The sequence below is a fragment of the Collinsella aerofaciens genome, assembly GCF_028209885.1.
Taxonomy (GTDB): domain Bacteria; phylum Actinomycetota; class Coriobacteriia; order Coriobacteriales; family Coriobacteriaceae; genus Collinsella; species Collinsella aerofaciens_BA.
The window spans coordinates 1-21,791 of sequence record NZ_JAQLEM010000035.1; the positions used below are offsets into that span (position 1 = coordinate 1).

Annotated in this window: 18 protein-coding genes; 6 read left to right on the forward strand and 12 right to left on the reverse strand. The window is 60.6% G+C overall.

What is annotated here, in order from left to right; all coding sequences use genetic code 11:
- Positions 1-363: 363 nt before the first annotated feature.
- The 10 genes from PMX21_RS08480 to PMX21_RS08525 all read right to left on the reverse strand — a co-directional run bounded on the left by PMX21_RS08480 (position 364) and on the right by PMX21_RS08525 (position 13,741).
- Positions 364-1,305 (reverse strand): transketolase family protein, encoded by a 942-nt coding sequence (locus tag PMX21_RS08480; protein WP_271759134.1) that lies wholly within the window; start codon positions 1,303-1,305, stop codon positions 364-366.
- A 1-nt stretch (position 1,306) separates the two neighbouring features.
- Positions 1,307-2,137 carry a transketolase gene (locus PMX21_RS08485; protein ID WP_006235308.1) on the reverse strand — a complete coding sequence of 277 codons (831 nt, stop codon included), beginning with the start codon at positions 2,135-2,137 and terminating at the stop codon, positions 1,307-1,309.
- Positions 2,138-2,344: 207 nt separating this feature from the next.
- Positions 2,345-3,235 (reverse strand): YitT family protein, encoded by an 891-nt coding sequence (locus tag PMX21_RS08490; protein WP_035137417.1) that lies wholly within the window; start codon positions 3,233-3,235, stop codon positions 2,345-2,347.
- A gap of 167 nt (positions 3,236-3,402) precedes the next feature.
- Complete coding sequence (gene prfB / locus PMX21_RS08495) at positions 3,403-4,551, reverse strand: peptide chain release factor 2 (protein ID WP_271759135.1); 1,149 nt, start codon at positions 4,549-4,551, stop codon at positions 3,403-3,405.
- Positions 4,551-7,358, reverse strand: a complete 2,808-nt coding sequence (secA, locus tag PMX21_RS08500; protein ID WP_117775822.1) for a preprotein translocase subunit SecA — start codon at positions 7,356-7,358, stop codon at positions 4,551-4,553. The genes prfB and secA overlap by 1 nt, the downstream gene beginning before the upstream one ends.
- 309 nt (positions 7,359-7,667) lie before the next feature.
- Positions 7,668-8,093, reverse strand: a complete 426-nt coding sequence (gene rpmE / locus PMX21_RS08505; RefSeq protein WP_006235303.1) for a 50S ribosomal protein L31 — start codon at positions 8,091-8,093, stop codon at positions 7,668-7,670.
- Between the two features lie 368 nt (positions 8,094-8,461).
- The gene (locus PMX21_RS08510) at positions 8,462-8,806 is read right to left on the reverse strand and encodes a hypothetical protein (RefSeq protein WP_118266514.1); all 345 of its coding nucleotides are present in this window, start codon (positions 8,804-8,806) and stop codon (positions 8,462-8,464) included.
- A gap of 1 nt (position 8,807) precedes the next feature.
- On the reverse strand, positions 8,808-10,622 hold the full coding sequence (locus tag PMX21_RS08515; protein ID WP_271759136.1) for an ABC transporter ATP-binding protein: 1,815 nt from the start codon (positions 10,620-10,622) through the stop codon (positions 8,808-8,810).
- Positions 10,623-10,772: 150 nt separating this feature from the next.
- Complete coding sequence (locus tag PMX21_RS08520; RefSeq protein WP_271759137.1) at positions 10,773-11,513, reverse strand: ABC transporter ATP-binding protein; 741 nt, start codon at positions 11,511-11,513, stop codon at positions 10,773-10,775.
- A gap of 5 nt (positions 11,514-11,518) precedes the next feature.
- A complete protein-coding gene (locus PMX21_RS08525) occupies positions 11,519-13,741 on the reverse strand; it encodes a hypothetical protein (protein ID WP_271759138.1) in 2,223 nt (740 codons plus the stop codon).
- Positions 13,742-13,906: 165 nt separating this feature from the next.
- Here PMX21_RS08525 and PMX21_RS08530 point away from each other — a divergent pair, with 165 nt between their 5' ends.
- The 6 genes from PMX21_RS08530 (at position 13,907) to PMX21_RS08555 (ending at position 18,514) form a co-directional block, all read left to right on the forward strand.
- On the forward strand, positions 13,907-14,419 hold the full coding sequence (locus PMX21_RS08530; protein WP_271759139.1) for a hypothetical protein: 513 nt from the start codon (positions 13,907-13,909) through the stop codon (positions 14,417-14,419).
- A gap of 9 nt (positions 14,420-14,428) precedes the next feature.
- Positions 14,429-14,680, forward strand: a complete 252-nt coding sequence (locus PMX21_RS08535; RefSeq protein WP_006235292.1) for a helix-turn-helix domain-containing protein — start codon at positions 14,429-14,431, stop codon at positions 14,678-14,680.
- Complete coding sequence (locus PMX21_RS08540) at positions 14,581-15,405, forward strand: site-specific integrase (RefSeq protein ID WP_271759140.1); 825 nt, start codon at positions 14,581-14,583, stop codon at positions 15,403-15,405. The genes PMX21_RS08535 and PMX21_RS08540 overlap by 100 nt, the downstream gene beginning before the upstream one ends.
- Positions 15,406-15,801: 396 nt before the next feature.
- The gene (locus tag PMX21_RS08545; protein ID WP_006235289.1) at positions 15,802-16,089 is read left to right on the forward strand and encodes an ACT domain-containing protein; all 288 of its coding nucleotides are present in this window, start codon (positions 15,802-15,804) and stop codon (positions 16,087-16,089) included.
- Between the two features lie 77 nt (positions 16,090-16,166).
- Positions 16,167-17,585 carry a citrate synthase gene (locus PMX21_RS08550; protein ID WP_271759141.1) on the forward strand — a complete coding sequence of 473 codons (1,419 nt, stop codon included), beginning with the start codon at positions 16,167-16,169 and terminating at the stop codon, positions 17,583-17,585.
- An 86-nt stretch (positions 17,586-17,671) separates the two neighbouring features.
- Complete coding sequence (locus PMX21_RS08555; RefSeq protein WP_271759142.1) at positions 17,672-18,514, forward strand: Cof-type HAD-IIB family hydrolase; 843 nt, start codon at positions 17,672-17,674, stop codon at positions 18,512-18,514.
- 118 nt (positions 18,515-18,632) lie between these two features.
- Here the strand turns inward: PMX21_RS08555 and PMX21_RS08560 are convergent, their stop codons facing one another.
- Positions 18,633-19,427, reverse strand: coding sequence for a Cof-type HAD-IIB family hydrolase (locus tag PMX21_RS08560; RefSeq protein ID WP_006235286.1), 795 nt, complete (start codon positions 19,425-19,427; stop codon positions 18,633-18,635).
- Positions 19,428-19,633: 206 nt separating this feature from the next.
- Positions 19,634-21,454 (reverse strand): adenine deaminase, encoded by a 1,821-nt coding sequence (locus PMX21_RS08565; RefSeq protein ID WP_271759143.1) that lies wholly within the window; start codon positions 21,452-21,454, stop codon positions 19,634-19,636.
- Positions 21,455-21,791: the final 337 nt, after the last annotated feature.

Below are 21,791 nucleotides of genomic sequence, written 5' to 3' on the forward strand. Positions count from 1 at the left end.
CGCTTCGCGCTGCGGGGGCTCCTCCGTCCTGCGGAAAAATTTGGAGAGTAACCCTGTGCCCGGCCTGCGATAACTAAGGGGTCGCTGCGTTTATCTTGGGGTGCTGCATATACAAAGCTGGAAGGGTCTGAATTGCACTTTGCCGATATATGCCCTTTTCCCTGATGGGACCGTACTTGAGGGGCGTCTTCATAAGTTGCGGTGAAATAGGGACTGTTGAGCCTTTAAGCTGGCAAAACAGTCCTTATTTCACCGCAACTGAAACAGGGGCGCTCTCCAAGAGAGCGCCCCTGCCGGGTTTCCATAGTACTGGCGAAGCAGTTTTATAGTTCTGGCGAAGCAGTCCTTGAGATCCGCCTTGCCTTATGCCAAGAACTCCTTGGTGGTCGCCACGATGTTGGCGGCGTCCAGGCCGTACTTGTGCAGGAGCTCGGCACCCGGGCCGGACTCGCCGAAGGTGTCGTTGACGCCAATCTTCTTAAGCGGCGTCGGGCACTGCTCGCACAGGACATCGGCAACGGCGCTGCCCAGGCCACCGATCACGGAGTGCTCCTCGACGGTCACGACGTGGCCGGTCTTAGTGGCGCTCTTGACGATCAGGTCGGCATCGATGGGCTTGATGGTGTGCATGTTGATGACCTCGGCATCGATGCCCTCGGCAACAAGCTGCTCAGCGGCCTCGAGTGCCTCGCCGACCATCAGGCCGCAGGCGATGATGGTCACGTCAGCACCCTCGCGCATGACGATGCCCTTGCCCACCTCGAACTTGTAGGTCTCGGGATCGTTGATAACCGGCGAGGCCAGACGGGCAAAGCGCATGTACACGGGGCCGTCGCACTCGTAGGCGGCGCGCGTCACGGCGCGGGCCTCGACGTCGTCGGCGGGAACAATCACGGTCATGCCGGGGATGACGCGCATGAGGGCGATATCTTCGCAGCACTGGTGCGTGGCGCCGTCCTCGCCCACCGAGATGCCGGCGTGCGTGGCACCGATCTTAACGTTAAGGTGCGGATAGCCGATGGAGTTGCGGACCTGCTCAAAGGCGCGGCCGGCGGCGAACATGGCAAAGGTGCTCGCGAAGGCAACGCGACCGGTGGTTGCGATACCGGCGGCAACACCCATCAGGTTGCTCTCGGCGATGCCCACATCGAAGAAGCGGTCGGGGCAGGCCGCCTTGAACTTGCCGGTCTGCGTGGCGGCGGCCAGGTCGGCGTCGAGGACCACAAAGTCATCGTGCTCGTTGGCGAGCTCGACGAGGGCCTCGCCGTAGCTTACGCGCGTGGCGATTTTCTTGACGTCTGCCATCCTAGAGCTCCTCTCCGGCGGCCGTGAGCTCTGCCATGGCCTGCTCAAACTGTTCATCGTTGGGGGCCTTGCCGTGCCAGCCCACCTGGTTCTCCATAAAGGACACGCCCTTGCCCTTCATGGTCTCGGCGATGATGGCGGTCGGCTGACCCTTGGTAGCGCGAGCCTCGGCAAAGGCGGCGCGAATCTGATCGAAGTCGTTGCCGTCGGCAAGCTCCACCACGTGGAACTTAAAGGCGCGGAACTTGTCGGCGAGCGGCATGGGGTCGTTGACCTCCTCGACGGGGCCGTCGATCTGCAGGCCGTTGTGGTCGACGATCACGCAGAGGTTGTCGAGCTGCTGGTTGCCGGCAAACATGGCGGCCTCCCAGACCTGGCCCTCCTCGCTCTCGCCATCGCCCAACAGGGCGTAGGTGCGGTAAGTATCGCCCCAGTGCTTGGCAGCAACGGCCATACCCACGGCGGCGGAGATGCCCTGGCCGAGCGAGCCGGTGGACATGTCGACGCCCGGGGTGTCGTTCATGTTGGGATGACCCTGCAGGTGGCTACCGATATGGCGCAGCGTCTCGAGGTCCTCCTTGGGGAAGAACCCGCGCTCGGCAAGCACGGCGTACAGGCCCGGAGCGCAGTGGCCCTTGGAAAGCACAAAACGATCGCGGTCGGCCTTGCGGGGATCGGCCGGGTCGACGTTCATTTCCTCAAAGTACAGATAGGTCATGATGTCGGCAGCGCCGAGCGAACCGCCCGGATGGCCGGACTTGGCAGCGTGCACGCCGGTGACGATGCCCTTCCTTACCTCGTTGGCAACCTTTTTGAGCTCTTCGTCGCTCATTGTGCCTTCCTTTCATCCTCATTAGACAAAATGCGCACGGCACCGAAGGTAATCCCAACACAGCCGCAATGCACGTACGTCATTCATTATGCTGGAAACTGATGGCTTTACCAGAGTTTTTATCATTATTTGAACAATTTAGCAGGCAGAACCGCTGATGAAACGGTTTATCAATGTGAACGTCTTTTGGATGGAACGCGGTCGACCCTACGCGCTAATGTCCTTGAATCCCTCGCCGAAGGCTTCCGTAACGTCAGCGACCGTCACAATGGCGTGAGGATCGCGCTCGCGCACGATCGTCTTGAGGGTATTGAGCTCTCGACGGCTCACGATGACCATAATCACCGGCTTCTCGGCGCCCGAGTACATACCGGTCGCCTTAAACTTGGTGCAGCCGCGACCCAAGCCATACATGATATCGGCAGCGATATCAGGGAACTTGTCCGAGATAATGAGTACCATACGGCGTTTGTTGCCACCATCGACCACGGCATCGATCACGTAGCCGCTAATGACCATCGAAAGGCCTGCATATAGTGCGTTTTCGATTGAAAAGACCGGAGCCGACAGCGCGCATACGGCAACATCGATCGCCATGACGGTCGAGCCCACGGGCAGTGAGGTATTACGCGAGATGATTTGGCCAATCGTGTCCGAACCGCCGGTGTTGGCGCCGGCGCGCAGCACCATGCCGTAACCGATGCCCGTAATAATGCCGCCCCACATGGCAGGGAGCATCAGGTCCGCATCCGCCAGAGGTGCTACAAACGGGGCGAACAGATCGGTAAAGAAGCCCAGCAGCACAAAGCCCGTCGCGGTCTGCACCACGTAGAACATGCCGCCCTCGCGCATAACGACCAACAACAGCAAGGCGTTCATCACGATCGTCTGAATACCAACGGGAAGCGATAGGCCGCGCGATGCGCCGACCGCCTGGATAATGGTGGCAAGGCCCGTAACGCCACCGGCAGCAAGGCCGTTGGGAATCAAAAACAGGTCAGTCGCAATAGCGGCCAGAGCGCACCCCAACATAATCTGGGGCAGGTCGTGAAAGAAGTTCATCGAAAGAATGCGCTTGATGTCCAGACGATATGCCATGCTGCCTCCCTCAAAAAAGCGCACCCCATCGGATGCGCTTCGAACTTCTTGCTGTATTCGATTCTACCGATTCGCCGAGCAAAAACCACCCCTGCGCAGGGTTTGCTCTGGATACAAAACCACCCTGCTCGGAGGGTTTTAATCCATTTCCACATAAACCGGGCGGTTTATGCAGACGGGGTCTCCGCGTCGGCGTTGCCGGTGGCCCAGCGATGGTAGCCAATAACAAACGGGTCCAGGTCGCCATCGTCAAGAACTGCCTCGACGTTGCTGGTCTCAACGCCCGAGCGCAGATCCTTGACCATCTGGTACGGGTAGAGCACGTAGCTGCGGATCTGGTTGCCAAAACCAATCGTGGTTTTGGGTCCGCGAATCTCATCCAGGGCCTCGGCGCGCTTCTCGAGCTCAATCTCGTACAGGCGAGCCTTGAGGATCTGCATGCACGCGGCCTTGTTCTGGATCTGGCTGCGCTCGTTTTGGCAGGTAACCACAATGCCGCTGGGGAAATGCGTCACGCGCACGGCGGAGTCGGTGGTGTTGACGCCCTGACCGCCCGGGCCGCTCGCGTGGTACACGTCCACGCGGATGTCGTCGGGACTGATTTCGATGTCGATATCATCGGGTAGCACGGGGATGACCTCGACGCCGGCAAACGTGGTCTGGCGGCGCTTCTTGTCGTCGGTGGGGCTAATGCGAACCAAGCGGTGAACGCCGGCCTCGGCGCGCAGCATGCCAAATGCGTCCTTGCCCTCGACGGTAAAGGTCGCACGGTCAATGCCGATGACCTCGGCCGCGGGACAGTCGTTGATGGTGACCTTCCAGCCGCGACGCTGGCAGTACTTCATGTACATCTTAAAGAGCATGAAGGTCCAGTCCTGGGCCTCCAGACCACCCTGTCCGGGCTTGATGGTCACAATGGCATCGCCGTGATCGAACTCACCGGTAAACCAGCTCGAAAGCTCAAGCTCGTCGATAGCGCGGGCCAGGCGTTCTGCCGTAGCGGCAGCCTCCTCGCGCAATGCGGCGGCGTCGGGGTCATCCCCCATCTCCTCGGCAAGCTCCAGCGCGGCGCGGGCATCGGAAAGCTCGCCGCGCGCGGTATCCACGGCAGCGATATCTTCCTTGGTGCGCGCGATCTCCTCCATGGTGGCACGGGCGGCGTCGGCGTCATCCCAAAAGCCGGGGGCCACGCTTTTAGCCTCGAGCTCGGTCACGCGCGTGCGCTTTTCGTCCAAATGGAGATACGACTCGACCTCGCCGAGCCGGTCCGCAAACGCGTCCAGCTCGGCGGGCGTTACCTCTAAAGCCTCAGCCATTAACGATTCCTGCCGTGGCAGTACTTAAACTTCTTGCCGCTACCGCAGGGGCACGGGTCGTTGCGGCCCACGTTGACGTACGGATCGTCGCTCTCGGACTTGCGATAGGTGGTCACCTTGCCACCGTTGTTGACGGCAGCCGGACCACCCTGGACAGCCGTGCGGGCCTGCACCTGCGCCTGCTTGCGCAGCACCGAGTCGCCGTTGTCACCATCGACCTCGGCAGGACCGGAGAAGCGCGCGCCCTCGAGCGCGGGCTCCTCCTTGTGCTCCACGGCACGCGGGGCAGCCTTGATCTCGATGCGCAGAACCGTGCGCAGGTAATCCTCATACATGGTATCGACGAGTATCTGGAACGCGCCGTAGGCCTCGGTCTTGTACTCGACCAGCGGGTCGCGCTGGCCAAAGCCGCGCAGGCCGATGCCGGTCTTGAGGTAGTCCATCTCCTGCAGGTAGTTCATCCAGCGGGTATCGATGACGCGCAGCATGACCTGGGTGTTGAGCTCGCGCATCAGGTCCTCGCCCAAGCGCTCGGCCTTCATGTTGTAGCACTTCTCTACGTAAGCCAGAACATCGGCAGCCAGGGCCTCATAATCCTCGTCGGGGAACTTCGGCGTATCGATGTGGCCGGTGAGCTCCACAACCCACTTGCGCAGGCCCTCCAGGTCGCGCTCGCCATCGTGACTGTCCTTGGTGCAGAACTCCTGCACGCAGCGGTACACGGTGTCGTGCATGACCTCGGTGATGTGGTCGGTCAGGTCCTTGCCGTCCAGAATCTTATTGCGCTCGGCGTAGATGACCTGGCGCTGCTTGTTCATGACGTCGTCGTACTCAAGGACGCTCTTACGCATGGAGAAGTTGATGCTCTCGACCTTGTGCTGGGCGCTCTCGACGGCCTTGGAGATGATCTTGTGCTGGATGGGCATGTCGTCGCCCATGTCGGCCGTGACCATCATCTTGGAGACGCGGTCCATCTTGTCGCCGCCGAACAGGCGCATGAGGTCGTCCTCGAGCGACAGGTAGAACTGGGTCTCGCCTGGATCGCCCTGACGGCCGGAACGGCCGCGCAGCTGGTTGTCGATACGGCGGGACTCATGGCGCTCGGTGCCGATGACGGTCAGGCCGCCGGCGGCAAGCACGCGCTCGCGCTCGGCCTTGCAAGTCTCCTTGGCCTCGGCGTTAAACTGCTCGAGCTGCTCGGGCGTCACGTCCTCCATGGTCAGGCCCTCGTACTCAAGGCGCTCGCGCACCAGCTCGTCGGGGTTGCCGCCCAGCAGGATGTCGGTACCACGACCGGCCATGTTGGTGGCGATGGTCACGGCGCCGTAGCGTCCGGCCTGGGCAACGATGTGGGCCTCGCGTTCATGGTGCTTGGCGTTGAGGACCTCGTGTGCGATGCCGCGCTTGGTAAGGGCGGCGGACAGCTTCTCGGAGCTCTCGATGGAGACGGTGCCCACCAGGACCGGTTGGCCCTTGGCGTGACGACGCTCAACGTCGTCGGCAACGGCGTTGTATTTAGCCTGAATGGTGCGGTACACCAGGTCCTCGTGGTCCACGCGCTGCACGGGCTTGTTGGAGGGGATGACCTCGACGGGCAGCTTGTAGATCTCGCGGAACTCAGCATCCTCGGTAAGTGCCGTACCGGTCATGCCAGAAAGCTTGTCATACAGACGGAAGTAGTTCTGCAGGGTGATGGTGGCCAGCGTCTGGTTCTCCTCGCGCACGAGCACGCCCTCTTTGGCCTCGATGGCCTGGTGCAGGCCCTCGGAGTAACGGCGGCCTTCCATAATGCGGCCGGTGAACTCGTCGACGATCTTGACCTCGCCGTTGGTGACCACGTACTGCTTGTCGCGGTGGAACATGTACTGGGCCTTCAGCGCCTGCTGCAGGTGGTTGACAAGCTGGCCGGAGAGATCGGCATAGATGTCATCGATACCCAGGCGGCGCTCGATCTTCTTAAGGCCGCGCTCGGTGGCGGCGATGGTGTGCTTGGCCTCGTCCATGACGTAGTCGCCCGTGGGCTCGACGTCCTCGGTGGCGGTGAGCATGTCGTGCGACACGTCCTCGCCGCGCTCAAGGCCACGCACGGCACGCGCGAAGTCCTTGTAGGTACTGGCGGACTTGGTGCCAGCGCCCGAGATGATGAGCGGGGTACGTGCCTCGTCGATCAGGATGGAGTCAACCTCGTCGACGATGGCGTAGTTGTGACCGCGCTGCACGCGCTGCTCGGGACGGGTAACCATGTTGTCGCGCAGGTAATCAAAGCCGAACTCGGAGTTGGTGCCGTAGGTGACGTCGGCCTGGTAGGCCGGGCGCTTGAGCTCGAGCGGCATGTTGTTCTGGAGCAGACCGACGGTCATGCCCAGGTACTTATAGATGCGGCCCATCCACTCGGAGTCGCGCTTGGCAAGGTAATCGTTGACAGTAACGACGTGCACGCCCTTGCCGGCAATAGCGTTGAGATAGCCGGCCAACGTGGAGACGAGGGTCTTACCTTCGCCGGTCTTCATCTCGGCGATGTGGCCCTCGTGCAGCGCCATGGCGCCAATGAGCTGCACGTCAAAGTGGCGCATACCCATGGTGCGCTTGGAAGCCTCACGCACGGTGGCAAAGGCCTCGGGGAGCATGTCGTCGAGCGACTCGCCGTTGGCGTAACGCTCGCGGAACTTATCGGTCTGGCCGCGGAGTTCCTCCTCGGTCATCTTCTCAAACTGGGGCTCAAGACCGTTGATCTGGTCGACGATCTTGTAGTAGCGCTTAAGGTCCTTATCGGATCCAAAGGACAGCAGCTTTGACATGAATCCCATGTGGTTTTCCTTTTTGGCCATCGCCCACGCCGTGCAGCTGCGGGCGAGTTAAACACAGATGATTGTACTTTAGCCAAACAAGGCGCGGCCTATACGGTCGAGCTCGACCGCCACGTAATAACTACGACCAACCTGCCACAATGGGACAGGTTAATTTTGGCAGGTCTATCTGGGCAAACGCCGCCTCTCTGCCATGTGGTGCCATGGGGACAGGTTAGTTTGCACTAATTTAAAAAGAAAAAGGGCCGCGCACCCAAACGGATGCACGGCCCTTATGCCATGAATGCGAGCGATTCCGCGGCGAGCTATTTACTCAGCGGCCTCGGTGGTCTCGGCCTCGGCAGCGGCCTCCTCGACGGGAGCCTCTGCGGGAGCCTCGGCGGCCTGCTTGGCAGCCTCCTCGGCGAACTTAGCGGCACGCTTAGCCTTCTCGGCAGCCTTAGCCTCAGCGGCGGCCTTGCGAGCGGCCTCGGCCTCAGCAGCCTTGGCGGCCTTGGCAGCCTTGGCCTCCTCGGCCTTCTTGAGCTGGGCGGCAGCGGCGCCACCGAACTTGTCGGCGAAGCGCTGGACGCGTCCACCGGTGTCGACGAACTTCTGCTGGCCGGTGTAGAACGGGTGGCACTCGTTGCAAAGCTCGACCTTCATCTCGGACACGGTAGCGTGCGTCTTGAAGGTGTTGCCGCAGGAGCACGTCACCGTGCACTCGACATACTGGGGATGGATACCCTGCTTCATGGTAGGACTCCTTATTGGTCAGGCGCTGGTTACCGATCAGCGCATAAGGCGTCTTGGTTTCCGACCAAGACAACAAACTCGGCTATGGTACCACGGCGCCGCGTGTCCCACAAAAGGTTCACGGTCTTTTCGGAACGACACGAATCTGACCCATCGAAACACATCTCCACCGTTCCTTCAACTGGGAAAATGCCGTCCCCGGGGCCTGAGAAGGGCCCCGGGGACGTTCGACTGACTGCGGGAACGGCCTTTCCGCTCAATGTGTTCGGCTGAGATCGGAAATCAACCAAACTGAACCAGGTTCAGTTGACATGGTTAAAAACGAGGGGCGACGCTTTTGCGTCACCCCTCGTCCCGGCCGGGTTGCTTTAGTTGTACACACGGTAGTTACACTTGAACTGGGTTATGTGTCCATAGCTGGAGCGGTACCAACCCGATGTATAGCTGATTACTTCTGGGCCTAGATATTCGTATCTCTTGTTGTAGCGAAGCTGACGGTAGGTCGTGTCGTACTCTGCTACGTAAAACGTGTCTCCAGAGAAGGCTTTGTACCGGTCTTTAACCGTCGAAGCCATGTACGCGGGTTCGACATCGCCTTTCTCTCCGTTGAGCGCATAGACGGGTGCCGCGATTCCGCATAAAGCGGTTGCCACGAGGATGGCGTAGACAGCCATGCGCGACGCATTGGACTTCAGCTGTTCAAATAGTTTCATGTCATTCACCTCCCTCGTATGTATCGAGGTATTCCTGCTTGAGCGTCTGCGAGGACGACTCGGTCTTTTCCACGAGCGTGCCGGCCTCGATGAAGTAGAACGAGTCGGTGAGGTCTGCCAGGTCGTCGAGCAGATGGCTTGAGATGAGCACGCTGCGTCCCCGCTCCACCTCGCTGCGCATCGCGTCGCAGGAGGTTTTCCGTTTTCCCGGATCGAGGCCGTTCAGCGGTTCATCGAGGATGAGGTACGGGCAATCGGTCGCTATCGCCATGGCAAGCTTTACCTGCTGCTTCATTCCTGTCGAGAGTTTACGGGTCGGCTTGTCGAGATATGGGGAGATTCCGAGGGAGTTGCAGAGCGAGTCGATGTCGGCGGCCGATTTCCACGCCTCCCTAACGAAAGAGAGGTGCTCGCGGGCCGATAGCGTGGGGTAGAGATCCGCGCCGCCCGAAGAGCTCAGGTAGACGAGTTCTGCGAATTCGGCTGATCGACGTTGGTAGATTCCGTCTGCCAACAGGCTTCCCGAGCGGATGCGGGTGGGAAATTGGCCCGACAGCGCTTCAAGAAGGGTGGTTTTCCCCGAGCCGTTGGGAGCGACGAGCCCCGCCGCCGTTCCCGGGCCCAAGGAAAGCGATCCGATCGAAAGTATCGTCGTGCTCCCGTATCCCACGCTCGCGTCCAGAAGCTCGAGCCCATGGTGCTTTTTAGCGGGTCCAGCCTGTTTGGGCGAACGCGTCACAACGGCGCCGACCGCGAAAAGGACCGCGACGTATACCAGGGCCACGGCAAGCATCGATGCGCCGCCCGAACCGGAGCCAATGAATTCTGTCGGGAAGCATCCTACGTAACCCGTTGCCTCGATAGGCGAGAACACGGCCAGCGGCAGGAGCTCGAGCGCGGCGTTATGCCCCAGTGCCGAATCGGACAGTAACGGGAATGCCGGGGCCGCGACAAGCAGCGCGGAGGTAAGGGGGCCCGCGAGGACGCGCCTCGTTGCGGTCGATAGGACGACGGAACAAACGGATATCAAGGTTCCACCCGCGAGCAGCGCGAGAAGTATGGTCGTGAAGACGTTTCCCGCGGTCGTGGTAGTGAGCGCGCCGTTATGGAAGAAGGCGATCGGGTACCCGATCTGCCCGAAGCCGTTTAGGGCCAAGGCGTAAATGCCCCCGGGCGCAAGGCCGGCGAGGAGCATCGCGGTCCCCGCGCCAATTATCGAAAACACGGTTTGGATAAGGCGCCGGAATTTGGGCACGGGCGCCTTTGCCGCCAGGGTCCCGGGCCTTGTGGCGCCGAGCACGAGTATCGACGAGAGAAGGAAGGGGATGAAGGGAAGGAAGGACGGCGCCTGGGCAATGGCGTAGGGCAGGAAGGAGAGGAACGGCAGGTCGTTTGCGGAGGCCGGGATATCCGCGATGCCGGAGCTGCTCAGAGCGCGGCAATATGCGAGCTCTGCGTCATTGGTCTCCTGGTCCCCCACGATGGACCCGGATTGGAAGCCCTCGTCCATGAGCGCGTAGTAGCTCTCGGCAGAGTCGAGAAAGGCGGCGTCGGTTTGAGCGGCGAGGGCGGCGTTCGCGTATCTTGCAAGCTCAGCGTCATCTTGCTGCTCTGGCGATAGGTCTGTGCCGCTGGCCTGGGGCGCGCGCGTATTGAATGCGTCGACAAAGCCCTGCATGCCCTGCTTCATAAAGAAGGGGCCGTAGATGGGTGAATTGAACGCAATGGGGACGGAAAAGGCTGCAGCGAGAACGAGCGTACAAATCCATGCGGCCTTGTCTCTTAGGATCAGTTTGAGAAGAAGTCGACAGTACATTTGGAAGCACCTACGTTCCTCAAAGAATCGTTAGATTAAAAGTAACAGACCGGATGAAGATACGTGCGACGGGGGCGAGGCGAATGGCTGAGCGGTATCGATATGCGGGCTCAACGGCATATCGACCACATAGATTATTAACTTGCATTTCTACCCGCCCTTTTCGTAGAGTCGCCGATACGTGCTTAGCGCACCCTCGGCGCGTCCGGCAGGCTTTGCGAAATGGGATCCAGGAGACTTCGGCGCAGCATCATCTTGCGGAATGCTTCTAATGAGCCTCCCATCCTTCAAAAACAGAATCTCATCGCACAGCCTATCGACCGAATCCAAGATGTGGGATGACATGATGATGCACGTACCAGAATCGGCCAGCTTCCTGAGAATCTCGGAATGCAAGTCCACCCTGCTGGGGTCGAGCGCGTTCATGGGCTCATCTAATAGAAGGTACCGCGCGCCCGTCGCATACGCAATCGTCAGGGTAAGCTGCTGCTTCATGCCCTGGCTCAGAGCGCGGATCCTCATCTTCGCGAACTCGCCTATCTGCGTTTGTTCCACTATCTCTTCGATATCGCGAGCATGCGGCCACATATCGCAAACCATCTTGAGGTGATCTTCCGCACGCAATCCGGGATACAGCAGCGTCCCCTCACCAGGTGCATAGAAGATCATAGAACGGACCTCTCTCGCACCCGTACCCTGTACCTCATCCAGAACGATGCTCCCGTCCACGCGAGGACCCGGCAAACCTGCCATCGCACGCAGCAACGTCGTCTTTCCATGCCCGTTCGGAGCGACGAGACCGTAGACCGTACCCGGGGCAAACTCAGCGTTCACCGAATCTACGAGCACCTTCTTTCCATAAGAGATCGTCAGCGTTTGAAGGTCAATCATCGAGATCATCCCCTTTCGATCTTTGGAACACTCAGGCGCACCATCAACGGAGATACGGCGCCCAAGACCACCAGCAGAGCGCCCGATGCGCCGACGACCTCTCCAAAAGGCATCGCGTTCGTCCCTCGCCCAAGGAACCCAATCGTCCCCACCTGGGAAGCGGGATCAAACGAGGCGAATGGAGCCAGCAGCGCGACGCCCATGCCCACGCTTTCAACATGAGCGCTCAACGAACCCAACACCAAGAGAACCGCGCAAACCATTCCGGTGACAACGGGGTTGCGGCTAATCGCTGCTGTCAACGCAGCGACGACGGAAATCACGCCGTATGCCATGACCAGCAACGGAATACTGCACAACACCGCCTCCCCCACCATGGACGTTGTCGAAGCTCCCGCCCGAATGAGAGCGACGGGATACTCCGAACCACCCGCACCGTTCTTAATCAAGGACACAACCGCAGCGGGAACCATCGACACCAAAAGCAGCGCCAAGCCAAGCAGGAGAGACAGCGCAACAGCCGTCAGAAAACGCACATGCGCTGTTGCGGGGACTTGGAAAACCAGAAGGGAACGGCACCGCAGGTGGGTGCACGCAAGCGATGTGACAACCACGGGCAACAGCCAAAACAAGGAAGGAAGCGCTGCCTGGAGATAGGAAAGGAGGATTAATGGGGGCATCTTCGTACTTAACTCGTAAACCTTGGGGTCCGGCAAGCTCGCGATCGACTCGAGCAGAAGGGCGCGCGCCTCCACACGAGAAGGAGTCTCCGGCTCGATTCCGATCGATTGCAGGAGGGTCGCATCTGCCGCGCCCAGCTCGCCTCGAGCGCGCTCGTACGTCGCAAGGCTTCGAAACCCCTCCGCAGGCGTGGGCGCGTACACGAAACCCGAAAGAGCATCTCGCATGCCTTCCAGGGCCGCTTTGCCCTCGACGTCCATATTCGCAGCGTCCTGCTCTAGATACCGATCTATTGAACGGAGCTCCCCATCCCTATACCGAACAGCGGAAACGTCACCAGCGTCAGGAAACACCTCGACCAGAGCCGGGGCCAGCATCGCCGTCGACATTGCAATCGCGCATACGGCGAGGGCAGGAGAATGCAGGAGCAGCTTCCCCATCGTTCTTACGTATGCAACGGCGGAGGCACAAGCGCTCGAACGGGCTGTCGTTCTCGATGCGGTGAAGGAACCTCTCTCAAGACAAATCGGGGACATCGGGCGCGCGCAGCCGCTCTTTCCAGCAACGCAAAGCAGGCTAATTGCCAGCACCTCGATCCCGATTGCGCATACGAGGGTAATCGCGCCACGCTCGAAGCAAAGTCCAGGCAGATTCACTATCTGCGTTGTCGGGTACGGGCTATAGGCGCCGACGGTCAACTCAGTGTTCGCATACGTAAGGGGATTCAACAGGGCGAACTCACGTAAAGCGATGGATCTTCCGTAATACCCGGGAACCATCGTCACCCCCATCAGGGCACATACGAACACGATTCCAAGCGTAGGGTTATTGGCAATCTTCACGGCAAGGTGAACGACGAGCGAGATGAACGCCGCCACCAAGAATTGCAAGATGGCCGTCTGTGCGAACACCAGCCAAGCCGGTTTGATAACCGGAGTCGCATATTGAACGTAGCCTATCGGATAGAACAGCGAGCCCGGGCCATTCTTCACAAGTGCGGCGATTATCCCTGGAAGATTGACGGCGAAGACGGCAAGCATCGCAAAAACACTCGCCCATACGCTCGATGCAACAAGCCTGCCCAGCTCACCCATCGGTGCCTGGATGATGAGCTTTTCGCGTTTGTTAAGACGCGCGGCAAGGAACGAGACGGCAACGGCCGTTGCGGCCCATAGCAAGTACTCCTTCGATCCGTCATAAAAGGAGTACGCTCCATCCGACACCTGCAGAAACGGAAGCAGAGGAGAGAGCGGCGCCAAGACAAGACGCCCCGCGGCAAGAGGGTACAGAAGCGCGGGCATGCTTGATGAAGAGGTATAGACGCCCTCCTCCCCCGCATTCACAAGCGCATCCGCATAGGATGCTGACAATTCCTGCTCAACACGGGTTATTCCCGACTCGAGGTATTCAACCCGTCCGTCGATGCCAGCCGCGCTCCTGAAGACGGGCAAAGCACAAAGAACCATCAACGCAACAACGACAACACAGAGCGACCTGGAGGAGAGAAGCGACCTAAAGATTGCCTTCGAGATCTTGAGCATATTCATCGCCAACCTTAACCCCATCCACCTGGAACAGCGGGGCTGAACAAAATGCTCGGCCCCGCCTCGCATCTAGTGATTGCAGCATGCTGTGATTACATGCCGGCAAAGTCAATTTAACATAAACTGTTAAATAGTAACCTGAGTTTTTTAAATTCTTCGGAGGTTATTATGAGTTCCGACAATCGCACTCCCCGGCTTCATTCCTTCCGCATCGCATGTGCGATAGCCTCTGCGACCCTTTGCGCCACCGCCATCGCACAAGTGGCGTTCTCCTTAAAGCCAGCAATCGAAATGCTCGACAACCCTGTAATTGCAGACTCCCCCGCGTATCCAGCCCTTGCGATCTCGACATTGGTCCCTGCCGTCATCGGTATCGCTACGACCATCCTCAGCGCCGTTCTCGTGTGGACGATCAAGAGCGGAGACCCCTTCAAGAAAGGGTCTGCGACATGCTTGAAGGTGCTCGGCATTCTCTTCGTTGTTCAAGCTGCCACCAGCCTCTACGCCGGCTCACTCAAAACCTCCGTTTCGATGTTTGGCGGCGAGGGGGCCGTCGGCGCCCAAGAGATCGCTTCATCATTCGATTGGACCTCTCTGGTTCTCGGCATCGTCCTGTTCATGCTTTCCCAGCTCTTCTTGTACGCCCGAGAGCTGTACCTCGACTCCGACGAGATTGCGTAAGGAAACGCCATGCCCGTAATTGTTCGCCTCGACAAGATCATGGCCGAGCGAAAGATTTCCTCGAACGAACTTGCCGAAAGGATTGGAACCACGCCCGTGAACCTGTCCCGTATTAAAAAAGGGCATATTCGCGGCATTCGCTTCAACACACTCGAGCAGCTATGCCTCGCCCTTCGTTGCCAACCCGGAGACCTTCTCGAAGTCATGAGCGAAGAGGATGCCCGAAAGGAGTTCGGACTCGATTGGTCCGCCGAGGATTAGAGGGCGGTCGTACTCGCCCTGCACACGGGGATGCGAATCGGCGAGTCTGCGGCCTTCGGTGGTGCGATGTGGATTTCGAGACGGGCCTGATCTCGATCAGACACTCGGTGGCGTACGCGAAGGGAATGGGTTCGTTTATCAAGGACACCAAGACCCATGACGCCAGGGGTATCCCCATCGACCCGGTCGGCCTACTCCCCTTCCTGAAGGAGACCCACGAGATCGACTGCGGAAAGCTGCGCTTGCGCGGCCTTACCGGGGCGGTCGAGATCGGGGACTGCTACATCCTGTCGGAGCCGGGCGCGACCTTCGCGACGACAAGCTATATCCGCAGGGCGTTCAAGACGTTCTCGGAGACCAACGGCCTCATGGGCACCAACGACGAGCTGATCACGTTCCACGGCCTTCGCCACACGTTCGCAACGCAGTGGATCCGCCAAGGCGGCGATATCAAGGCGCTCCAATCGATCCTCGGCCACAAGGACGCCATGGCGACGCTCAACGTCTACGCCGACATCGAGCCCATCTCCAAAATCCATAACATGCTGCGCGCCACGCCGTGCCTTTGGCGCGGGCACCTCGGGCCGAGGGTCGATCCGGGTCCCATGTTCCAACAGAGGATCCAGGAGTCCATCGAGACGCTCCAGGCGTTCGGCTACGGCATCACCGAGCTGGACGACCGAAATATCGCCATACGCGACGTGAAGACGAACAGTTGGCTCTAGCTCACCGAGTACGCGGCAGTGCTGGCCCCATCACAACTGAGGTCACGGTGGTCCGATAGGGGCGCCGCCCGCGGCATGCGCCGCGGAGCGGTATCCCCTACCGAAGGGCGGGGATGCCCTCCGCTTCCAGTTCGGAATCAGCCGTCGGAGGCGTTCGGCTGACTGCGGGAACGGCCTGTCCGCTCAATGTGTTCGGCTGAGATCGGAAATCAACCCAACACGAGCCGGACACGCGCCAGACGGCTCTTCCCCGTACGGCCTTCCCCCTTACGCTCATGTTGCAGGCATGTAATGCCGCAGCGAGCGCGCCTTTTTTGCGCCAGACAGGTACAATGATGAACACTGTACCGTAGCGGAGCGCCCCGCGCGCACCGCAACCACGCGAAAGGGTTTCCCATGGCCGAGATCTCGTCCTCCCGCATCGTCATCACCGTCCTTGGCAAGAACCGCCCCGGCATCGTCGCCGGCGTCACCCGCGTTTTGGGCGAGGCCAACGTCGACATCCGCGACATCACGCAGTCCATTATCGAGGACATCTTCACCATGACCATGCTGGCCGACACCGCCGAGTCCAAGCTCGACTTCGCCGAGCTGCAGAAGGCGCTGGCCGAGGCCGGCGAGCTTTCGGGCGTCAACGTGTCCATCCAGCGCGAGGACGTCTTTAACTTTATGTACCGCCTGTAGCGAACAAGCCGCTCGGGGCAGCTTGACGTCATATCGTCCAAGCGCGCGGCCCCAAAGCGGACCGGAGAGGAGCGCGCATGGCCTACGACGCCAAGAAAATCTACTACCGCTTCGACGATCACCTGAGCCGCCTGGTTCTGGATTACGAGGCGAGCCGTCAGATTTCGCCCGAAAGCGAAAACCTCTACCACGGCCTGCCGACCGCCCCGTACGACGAGGACCTGTTCGTAGAGCACAACGTCAAGCGCGGCCTGCGCAATGCCGACGGCTCGGGCGTGGTCGCGGGCCTTACCCGCATCTCGGACGTGCACGGCTACAACAAGGTCGACGGCAAAGTCGTGCCCGATCAGGGCAAGCTCACGCTTCGTGGCTACAGCATCGAGGATCTGGTCAACAACGCCCAGGCCGAGAACCGCTACGGCTACGAAGAGGTCGCCTATCTGCTCATCACGGGCTCGCTGCCCACCAAAGAGGAACTCGACGGTTTTTGCGGACGCCTGGGTGCTTTTAGGCACCTGAGCGACGAATACGTCCGTGAGTTCCCCATGACCACGGTGTCGTCGAGCATCATGAATGTGCTTCAGCGCGCCGTGCTGCTGCTCTACGCCTTCGACGCCGAGCCCGACGCCATTACACCCGAACACGAAATCGACGTCGCCATCTCCATGCTCGCCCGTCTCCCCCGCATCGCCGCCTTCGCGCATATGGCCTCGGTCGCCAAGCGCCGCGGCTCCGAGGTTCATGTGCCGCACCCCACACCCGGCCTCTCCACCGCTGAGACCATCCTACAGGTGTTGCGCGGCGGCACGGCATTCACCCGCGACGAGGCCATGCTGCTCGACGTGATGCTTATGCTGCATGCCGAGCACGGCGGCGGCAATAACTCCACGTTCGCCTGCCGCGTGCTGTCCTCCTCGGCCACCGACCCGTATTCCGCCTACGCCGCAGCTATCGGCTCGCTCAAGGGCCCGCGCCACGGCGGCGCCAACGCCAAGGTCGTGTCCATGCACGAGGACATCCGTGCGCATGTCTCCAATTGGGAGGACGAGGACGAGGTCGCAGCCTACCTGAGCAAGATCCTCGACAAGCAGGCCTTCGACGGCACGGGCCTCATCTACGGCATGGGCCACGCCGTCTACACGCTGAGCGACCCGCGTGCCGAGGTGTGCCGTCGTTACGCGCGCTCGCTGGCAGCCAAGAAGGACCTGGGCGAGGAGTTCGCGCTCATCGAGCGCATCGAGCGCCTGGCCCCGCAAGTGATGCGCGATCACGGCATGACCAAGCCCATCTGTGCCAACATCGACCTGTACACGGGCTTTATCTACAAGATGCTCGGCGTGCCCGAGACGCTCTTTACGCCGCTGTTCGCCGTCGCCCGCATGGCCGGCTGGTCTGCGCACCGCATGGAAGAGCTCTTCTGCGCGCACCGTATTATTCGCCCGGCCTATCGTCCGGTGATCGAGCCGCTGGAGTACAAGCCGCTCGCTGACCGCTAGGACGCGGACCGTTATAGAACTCGAGCGTGGCCAGGGACCCAAGCCCTTGGCCACACTTTTTATGCCAGTAGAAAGGATCGCAACGAATGATTGTGTTTTCCGATATGGATGGGACGCTGCTGACGAGCGATAAGCAGATGAGCGGCGCCACTTGGGCAATGCTCGACGAGCTCGCACGTCGTGGCATCGAGTTTGTTCCCTGCACGGGGCGCCCGCTGTCGGGCATCTTTGAGCCCATTCTCGCCCATCCCGCCGTGCACTACGCGGTCTGCGCCAACGGCGCCAGCGTCTGGCGGCTCGACGAAGATACGCCCACCGACACCTCACGTGCTACGCGCATCTTGAGCCGACCGCTCGATTGCGGCATTGCCCACCGCATCCATCGCATTGCCGCCGGCCACGATGTGACCTTCGATATCTTCGCGGATGGACAGTGCTTCCTCCCCCGCTCGCTATACGGGCGCCTGGATGAGTTCTGCGGCGGTGACCCCCACATCGCGGCTTCACTCAAGCGCACACGAACGCCGATCGACATGGATATCGACAGCAAGATCGACGAGGTCGAGACGCTCGAACGTATCGCCATGTACTGGCACAACCCGGCCGATCGCGACGCCATCGCGACGGCGCTCGACACGCTCGGAGGCATTGAGGTCACGCGTTCGTACGCCATGAATATCGAGGTCATGGGCGAGGGCGCCACCAAGGGGACGGCCCTCACGTGGCTATGCGAATACCTGGGCAAGCGTCTCGCCGACGCCTGGGCGTTCGGCGACAACATCAACGACATCCCCATGCTGCAGGCAGCGGGCCACGGCATGGCCATGATCAACGCCGAGTCCGAAGACCGCGAGGCCGCCGACGCCATCACCGAATACGACAACGACCACGACGGCGTCGCCCGCACCATCATGGCCGCCCTTGCCTAGTCATTGGTCAGTCATTGGGGACGTTCTTAAACGACTAGTCGTTGGGGACACTCTTCGCAAAAAGCTGCAAGGACTGTCCCCCACTGTCGGCAGAAAAGGAACGTCCCCATCTGCCGGATTAGGAGAGACTCTCCAGCACGCGACGGAGCTCCTGCTGGACGGCGTGGTCGCGGTTACAACCCACCACGCGATCGGCCACCGCTTTAAGCGCGGGGCGCGCGTTTTCCATCGCGCAGCCCGTGCCGACAAAGCGAATGATCTCGTAGTCGTTCATCGAGTCGCCAAACGCCATGACCTCGTCGCGACCAATGCCGTAATGCTCCGCGAGCTGCGCGATACCCGAGGCCTTCGACACACCAGGCTGCATGGCATCGATCCACGCGTTGCCCGAAGGTGCAAAAGTAAAGAGCTGACCAAGTTCGCGCTGTAGCACGTACGCGCTGTCCATAACCGCACTGTCGTCGCAAAAGATACTCGCTTTGATGATATTTACGCTGGGATCGGGCAGCTCCCAAATGCGCTCGGCATTGGGAAGGTCCTTATCGACCTCACGCACGAACTTGCACTCGTCATCGAGCAGGAAGGACTTGGTTCGATCAAATAGCGCAAGATGCAGATTGGGAAACGTCCTGACGGCTTGGGCGAGCCTTCGAATCGCTAGGTGGGAATACACCTCACGGTCTACCATCTTACCGTCGGCGTAGACCTGGGCGCCGTTAGCGGCGACAAAGTCCATCTTGTCGCGAACGGGCGCAAAGAACTCGCACAGGCGATCGTAGCGACGACCTGACGATGCGGCGAAATGCACGCCATGCTCGTGTAGCGCCAGAATCAGTTCGTAGGTCTCGGGAGGCACCTGGCCGTTTTCGTCAAGCAGTGTGCCGTCCATATCGGATGCAATCAGTTTAAACATGGAAAAGCTCCCTTCGGGCTTGTTGGAATCGAACGTGTATCCGATTCCAACGTACCCAAAGGGAGCTCAAATAAGACTCCGCGGGCGTAAACGTTACAAGGACCTGGCAAATAGCTCACACATGCCAGAGGTCCTACGGTCGCGGCGTCAGGCAGCCCGCCAAAGAGCGTCCCCGATGACTAGTCGTTTAAGAACGTCCCCGATGACTAGTCGGAGTAGGTGAAGGTTGTGACGTCGAACATGCCCTCGGGGCGGATGCGGAGCGTCGGGATGACCGGCAGGGGCAGGAAGATGATGCCCATGATGGGGTCGAGCGGCGGCTCAATACCCATGGCGCGCGCCTTGACCATAAAGTCGTCGTGCTGCGCGGCAACGTCCTCGGCCGTGCCTTCGCGCATCAGGCCACCGAGCGCCAGCGGAATGCGCGCCACGACCTCGCCGTTACGCACCAGCACGTGACCACCCTGGCCCACGGCCTCAACGGCAGCCATCATATCGGCAGCGTTATCGCCCACCACGCACACGTTGTGCGAGTCGTGGCCAATCGTGGAGGCAATGGCACCACCGGTGATGGTGAAACCGCGCACCCAGCCGCGACCGATATGCTTGCCGACCAGGCCCAGGCCAGCGGGGCCGTCGCCATCGGCGCCCTCGGCCTGCAGCGACACGCCACGGCCATGGCGCTCGATCAGCATAATGCGGCGCAAGTCCTCGGCGCTCTCGGGGCGGGCCATACCCGTGATAGCCATACCCGGGATGACATCGATAACGGCCTCGCCCGGCTTAAAGGCATAGTCAAACACGTCGAGCGAAAGCTTCGGCAGCTTAACGGAAGCGCGCAGCTCATCGGCAAGGGCTGCGACCTCGGCCGTCTCGGGCGCGACCTCGCCCACAAAGGTACCATCCTGCGCCACCAGGGCACCGGCGGCATACACGCGATGCGGAGCTGTGGCAAACGTCAGGTCGTTGAGCACCAGCAGGTCGGCACGCTTGCCTGGGGCGATCGCGCCGCGGAGCTCATGCGGGTCGCGACAGCCGTGGTCCAGGCCAAATGCCTCAGCCGTGGAAAGGGACGCCATGGAGATGGCGACCACCGGGTCGACGCCAGCCTCGATGGCCACGCGGCAGGCATTGTCGATCATGCCGGTCGAAAGCGCGTCGGAGGGAGCGCGGTCGTCGGTCGCAAAGCAGCAGCGGCGGGCGCGGGCGGGGTTTTCCAGCAGCATCGGGGACAAATTGGCCAGATCGTGGCTGCACGTGCCCTCACGCAGCATCACATACATGCCGCGGGACAGTTTATCGAGCGCCTCCTCGGGAATCGTCGACTCGTGGTCGGCGATAATACCCGCCGCGGCATAGGCGTTGAGGTCCTTGCCGGCAACGAGCGGCGCGTGGCCGTCAACCTGCTTGGACGGCGTCTGGTTGGCAGCATCGATGCGAGCGCAAGTCTCGGGGTCGGCCATAAAGACGCCCGGCAGGTTCATCATTTCGCCCAGACCAAAGACATCGCCTGGATGCTCGGCAAAAAACGCCTGCATATCGGCAGCAGAAATAACGGCACCGGCCTGCTCGTCGGGCAGCGCGGGCACGCACGAAGGCATCATGTATTTGATGGAGATGGGTGCGCGGCGGCCGTCCTCAATCATAAAGCGCAGGCCGTCCAGGCCCGCCACATTAGCAATCTCGTGGCTGTCGGCAATGGCGGTGGTAGTACCGCGCGTCGCGGCCATGCGAGCATACTCGGCGGGACGGATGTTCGAAGACTCGATATGCAGATGCCCGTCAATAAAACCGGGAGCGAGATAGCGACCCTGGCAGTCGATGACCTCAGTTGCCTCATAGGTGCCAGCGGCATCGTCGCGACCATCGTAGAGCACGCCGACGATCACACCGTCCTTGACGGCAACGCTACCGGGCGCCACGCGCTGGCCATACACGTCGACGATCTGTGCATTGGTAAACAGCGTGTCGACGGGCACGCGGCCCTCGGCGGCCTCGATCACAGTCCTCATGACCTCAACGGACATACATACTCCTTTAACCGTAGAAAAAAGCTGCGGAGCGGACAAGCCTTCACCGCAGCATGCTCATAGCCATTGTATGCCCAAACGATGGGCCAACAATACGCCCCTCCGCTTAACGGCACACGCCACTTGGTGCAATGGGGACTGCCGCTGAGCACCAATGACTACTCGACGACTACTAACTGCCGTCCCGACAACAAAAACGCCGATGTTTTGGCATCGCCAGCGAGCGGGTCGCATTTGAGACAAGGTGACGTGAAACGAAAGGGCGCTGACCTTCTGGTCGCGCCCTTGAAGTTGAACGTCAGATTGTCCAAATGCGGCCCGCGCAGCGTCGGCC

Bases quoted from the DNA above. Each gene is read 5' to 3' on its own strand.
- PMX21_RS08555 (WP_271759142.1), top strand. From the start codon at position 17,672: ATGATTGTGTTTTCCGATATGGATGGGACGCTGCTGACGAGCGATAAG.
- PMX21_RS08510 (WP_118266514.1), bottom strand. From the start codon at position 8,806: ATGAAACTATTTGAACAGCTGAAGTCCAATGCGTCGCGCATGGCTGTC.
- PMX21_RS08520 (WP_271759137.1), bottom strand. From the start codon at position 11,513: ATGATTGACCTTCAAACGCTGACGATCTCTTATGGAAAGAAGGTGCTC.
- PMX21_RS08515 (WP_271759136.1), bottom strand. From the start codon at position 10,622: ATGTACTGTCGACTTCTTCTCAAACTGATCCTAAGAGACAAGGCCGCA.
- prfB (WP_271759135.1), bottom strand. From the start codon at position 4,551: ATGGCTGAGGCTTTAGAGGTAACGCCCGCCGAGCTGGACGCGTTTGCG.
- PMX21_RS08545 (WP_006235289.1), top strand. From the start codon at position 15,802: ATGGCCGAGATCTCGTCCTCCCGCATCGTCATCACCGTCCTTGGCAAG.
- PMX21_RS08480 (WP_271759134.1), bottom strand. From the start codon at position 1,305: ATGGCAGACGTCAAGAAAATCGCCACGCGCGTAAGCTACGGCGAGGCC.
- PMX21_RS08535 (WP_006235292.1), top strand. From the start codon at position 14,429: ATGCCCGTAATTGTTCGCCTCGACAAGATCATGGCCGAGCGAAAGATT.
- secA (WP_117775822.1), bottom strand. From the start codon at position 7,358: ATGGGATTCATGTCAAAGCTGCTGTCCTTTGGATCCGATAAGGACCTT.
- PMX21_RS08550 (WP_271759141.1), top strand. From the start codon at position 16,167: ATGGCCTACGACGCCAAGAAAATCTACTACCGCTTCGACGATCACCTG.
- PMX21_RS08525 (WP_271759138.1), bottom strand. From the start codon at position 13,741: ATGAATATGCTCAAGATCTCGAAGGCAATCTTTAGGTCGCTTCTCTCC.
- PMX21_RS08560 (WP_006235286.1), bottom strand. From the start codon at position 19,427: ATGTTTAAACTGATTGCATCCGATATGGACGGCACACTGCTTGACGAA.
- PMX21_RS08565 (WP_271759143.1), bottom strand. From the start codon at position 21,454: ATGTCCGTTGAGGTCATGAGGACTGTGATCGAGGCCGCCGAGGGCCGC.
- PMX21_RS08540 (WP_271759140.1), top strand. From the start codon at position 14,581: ATGCCTCGCCCTTCGTTGCCAACCCGGAGACCTTCTCGAAGTCATGAG.
- PMX21_RS08530 (WP_271759139.1), top strand. From the start codon at position 13,907: ATGAGTTCCGACAATCGCACTCCCCGGCTTCATTCCTTCCGCATCGCA.
- rpmE (WP_006235303.1), bottom strand. From the start codon at position 8,093: ATGAAGCAGGGTATCCATCCCCAGTATGTCGAGTGCACGGTGACGTGC.
- PMX21_RS08490 (WP_035137417.1), bottom strand. From the start codon at position 3,235: ATGGCATATCGTCTGGACATCAAGCGCATTCTTTCGATGAACTTCTTT.
- PMX21_RS08485 (WP_006235308.1), bottom strand. From the start codon at position 2,137: ATGAGCGACGAAGAGCTCAAAAAGGTTGCCAACGAGGTAAGGAAGGGC.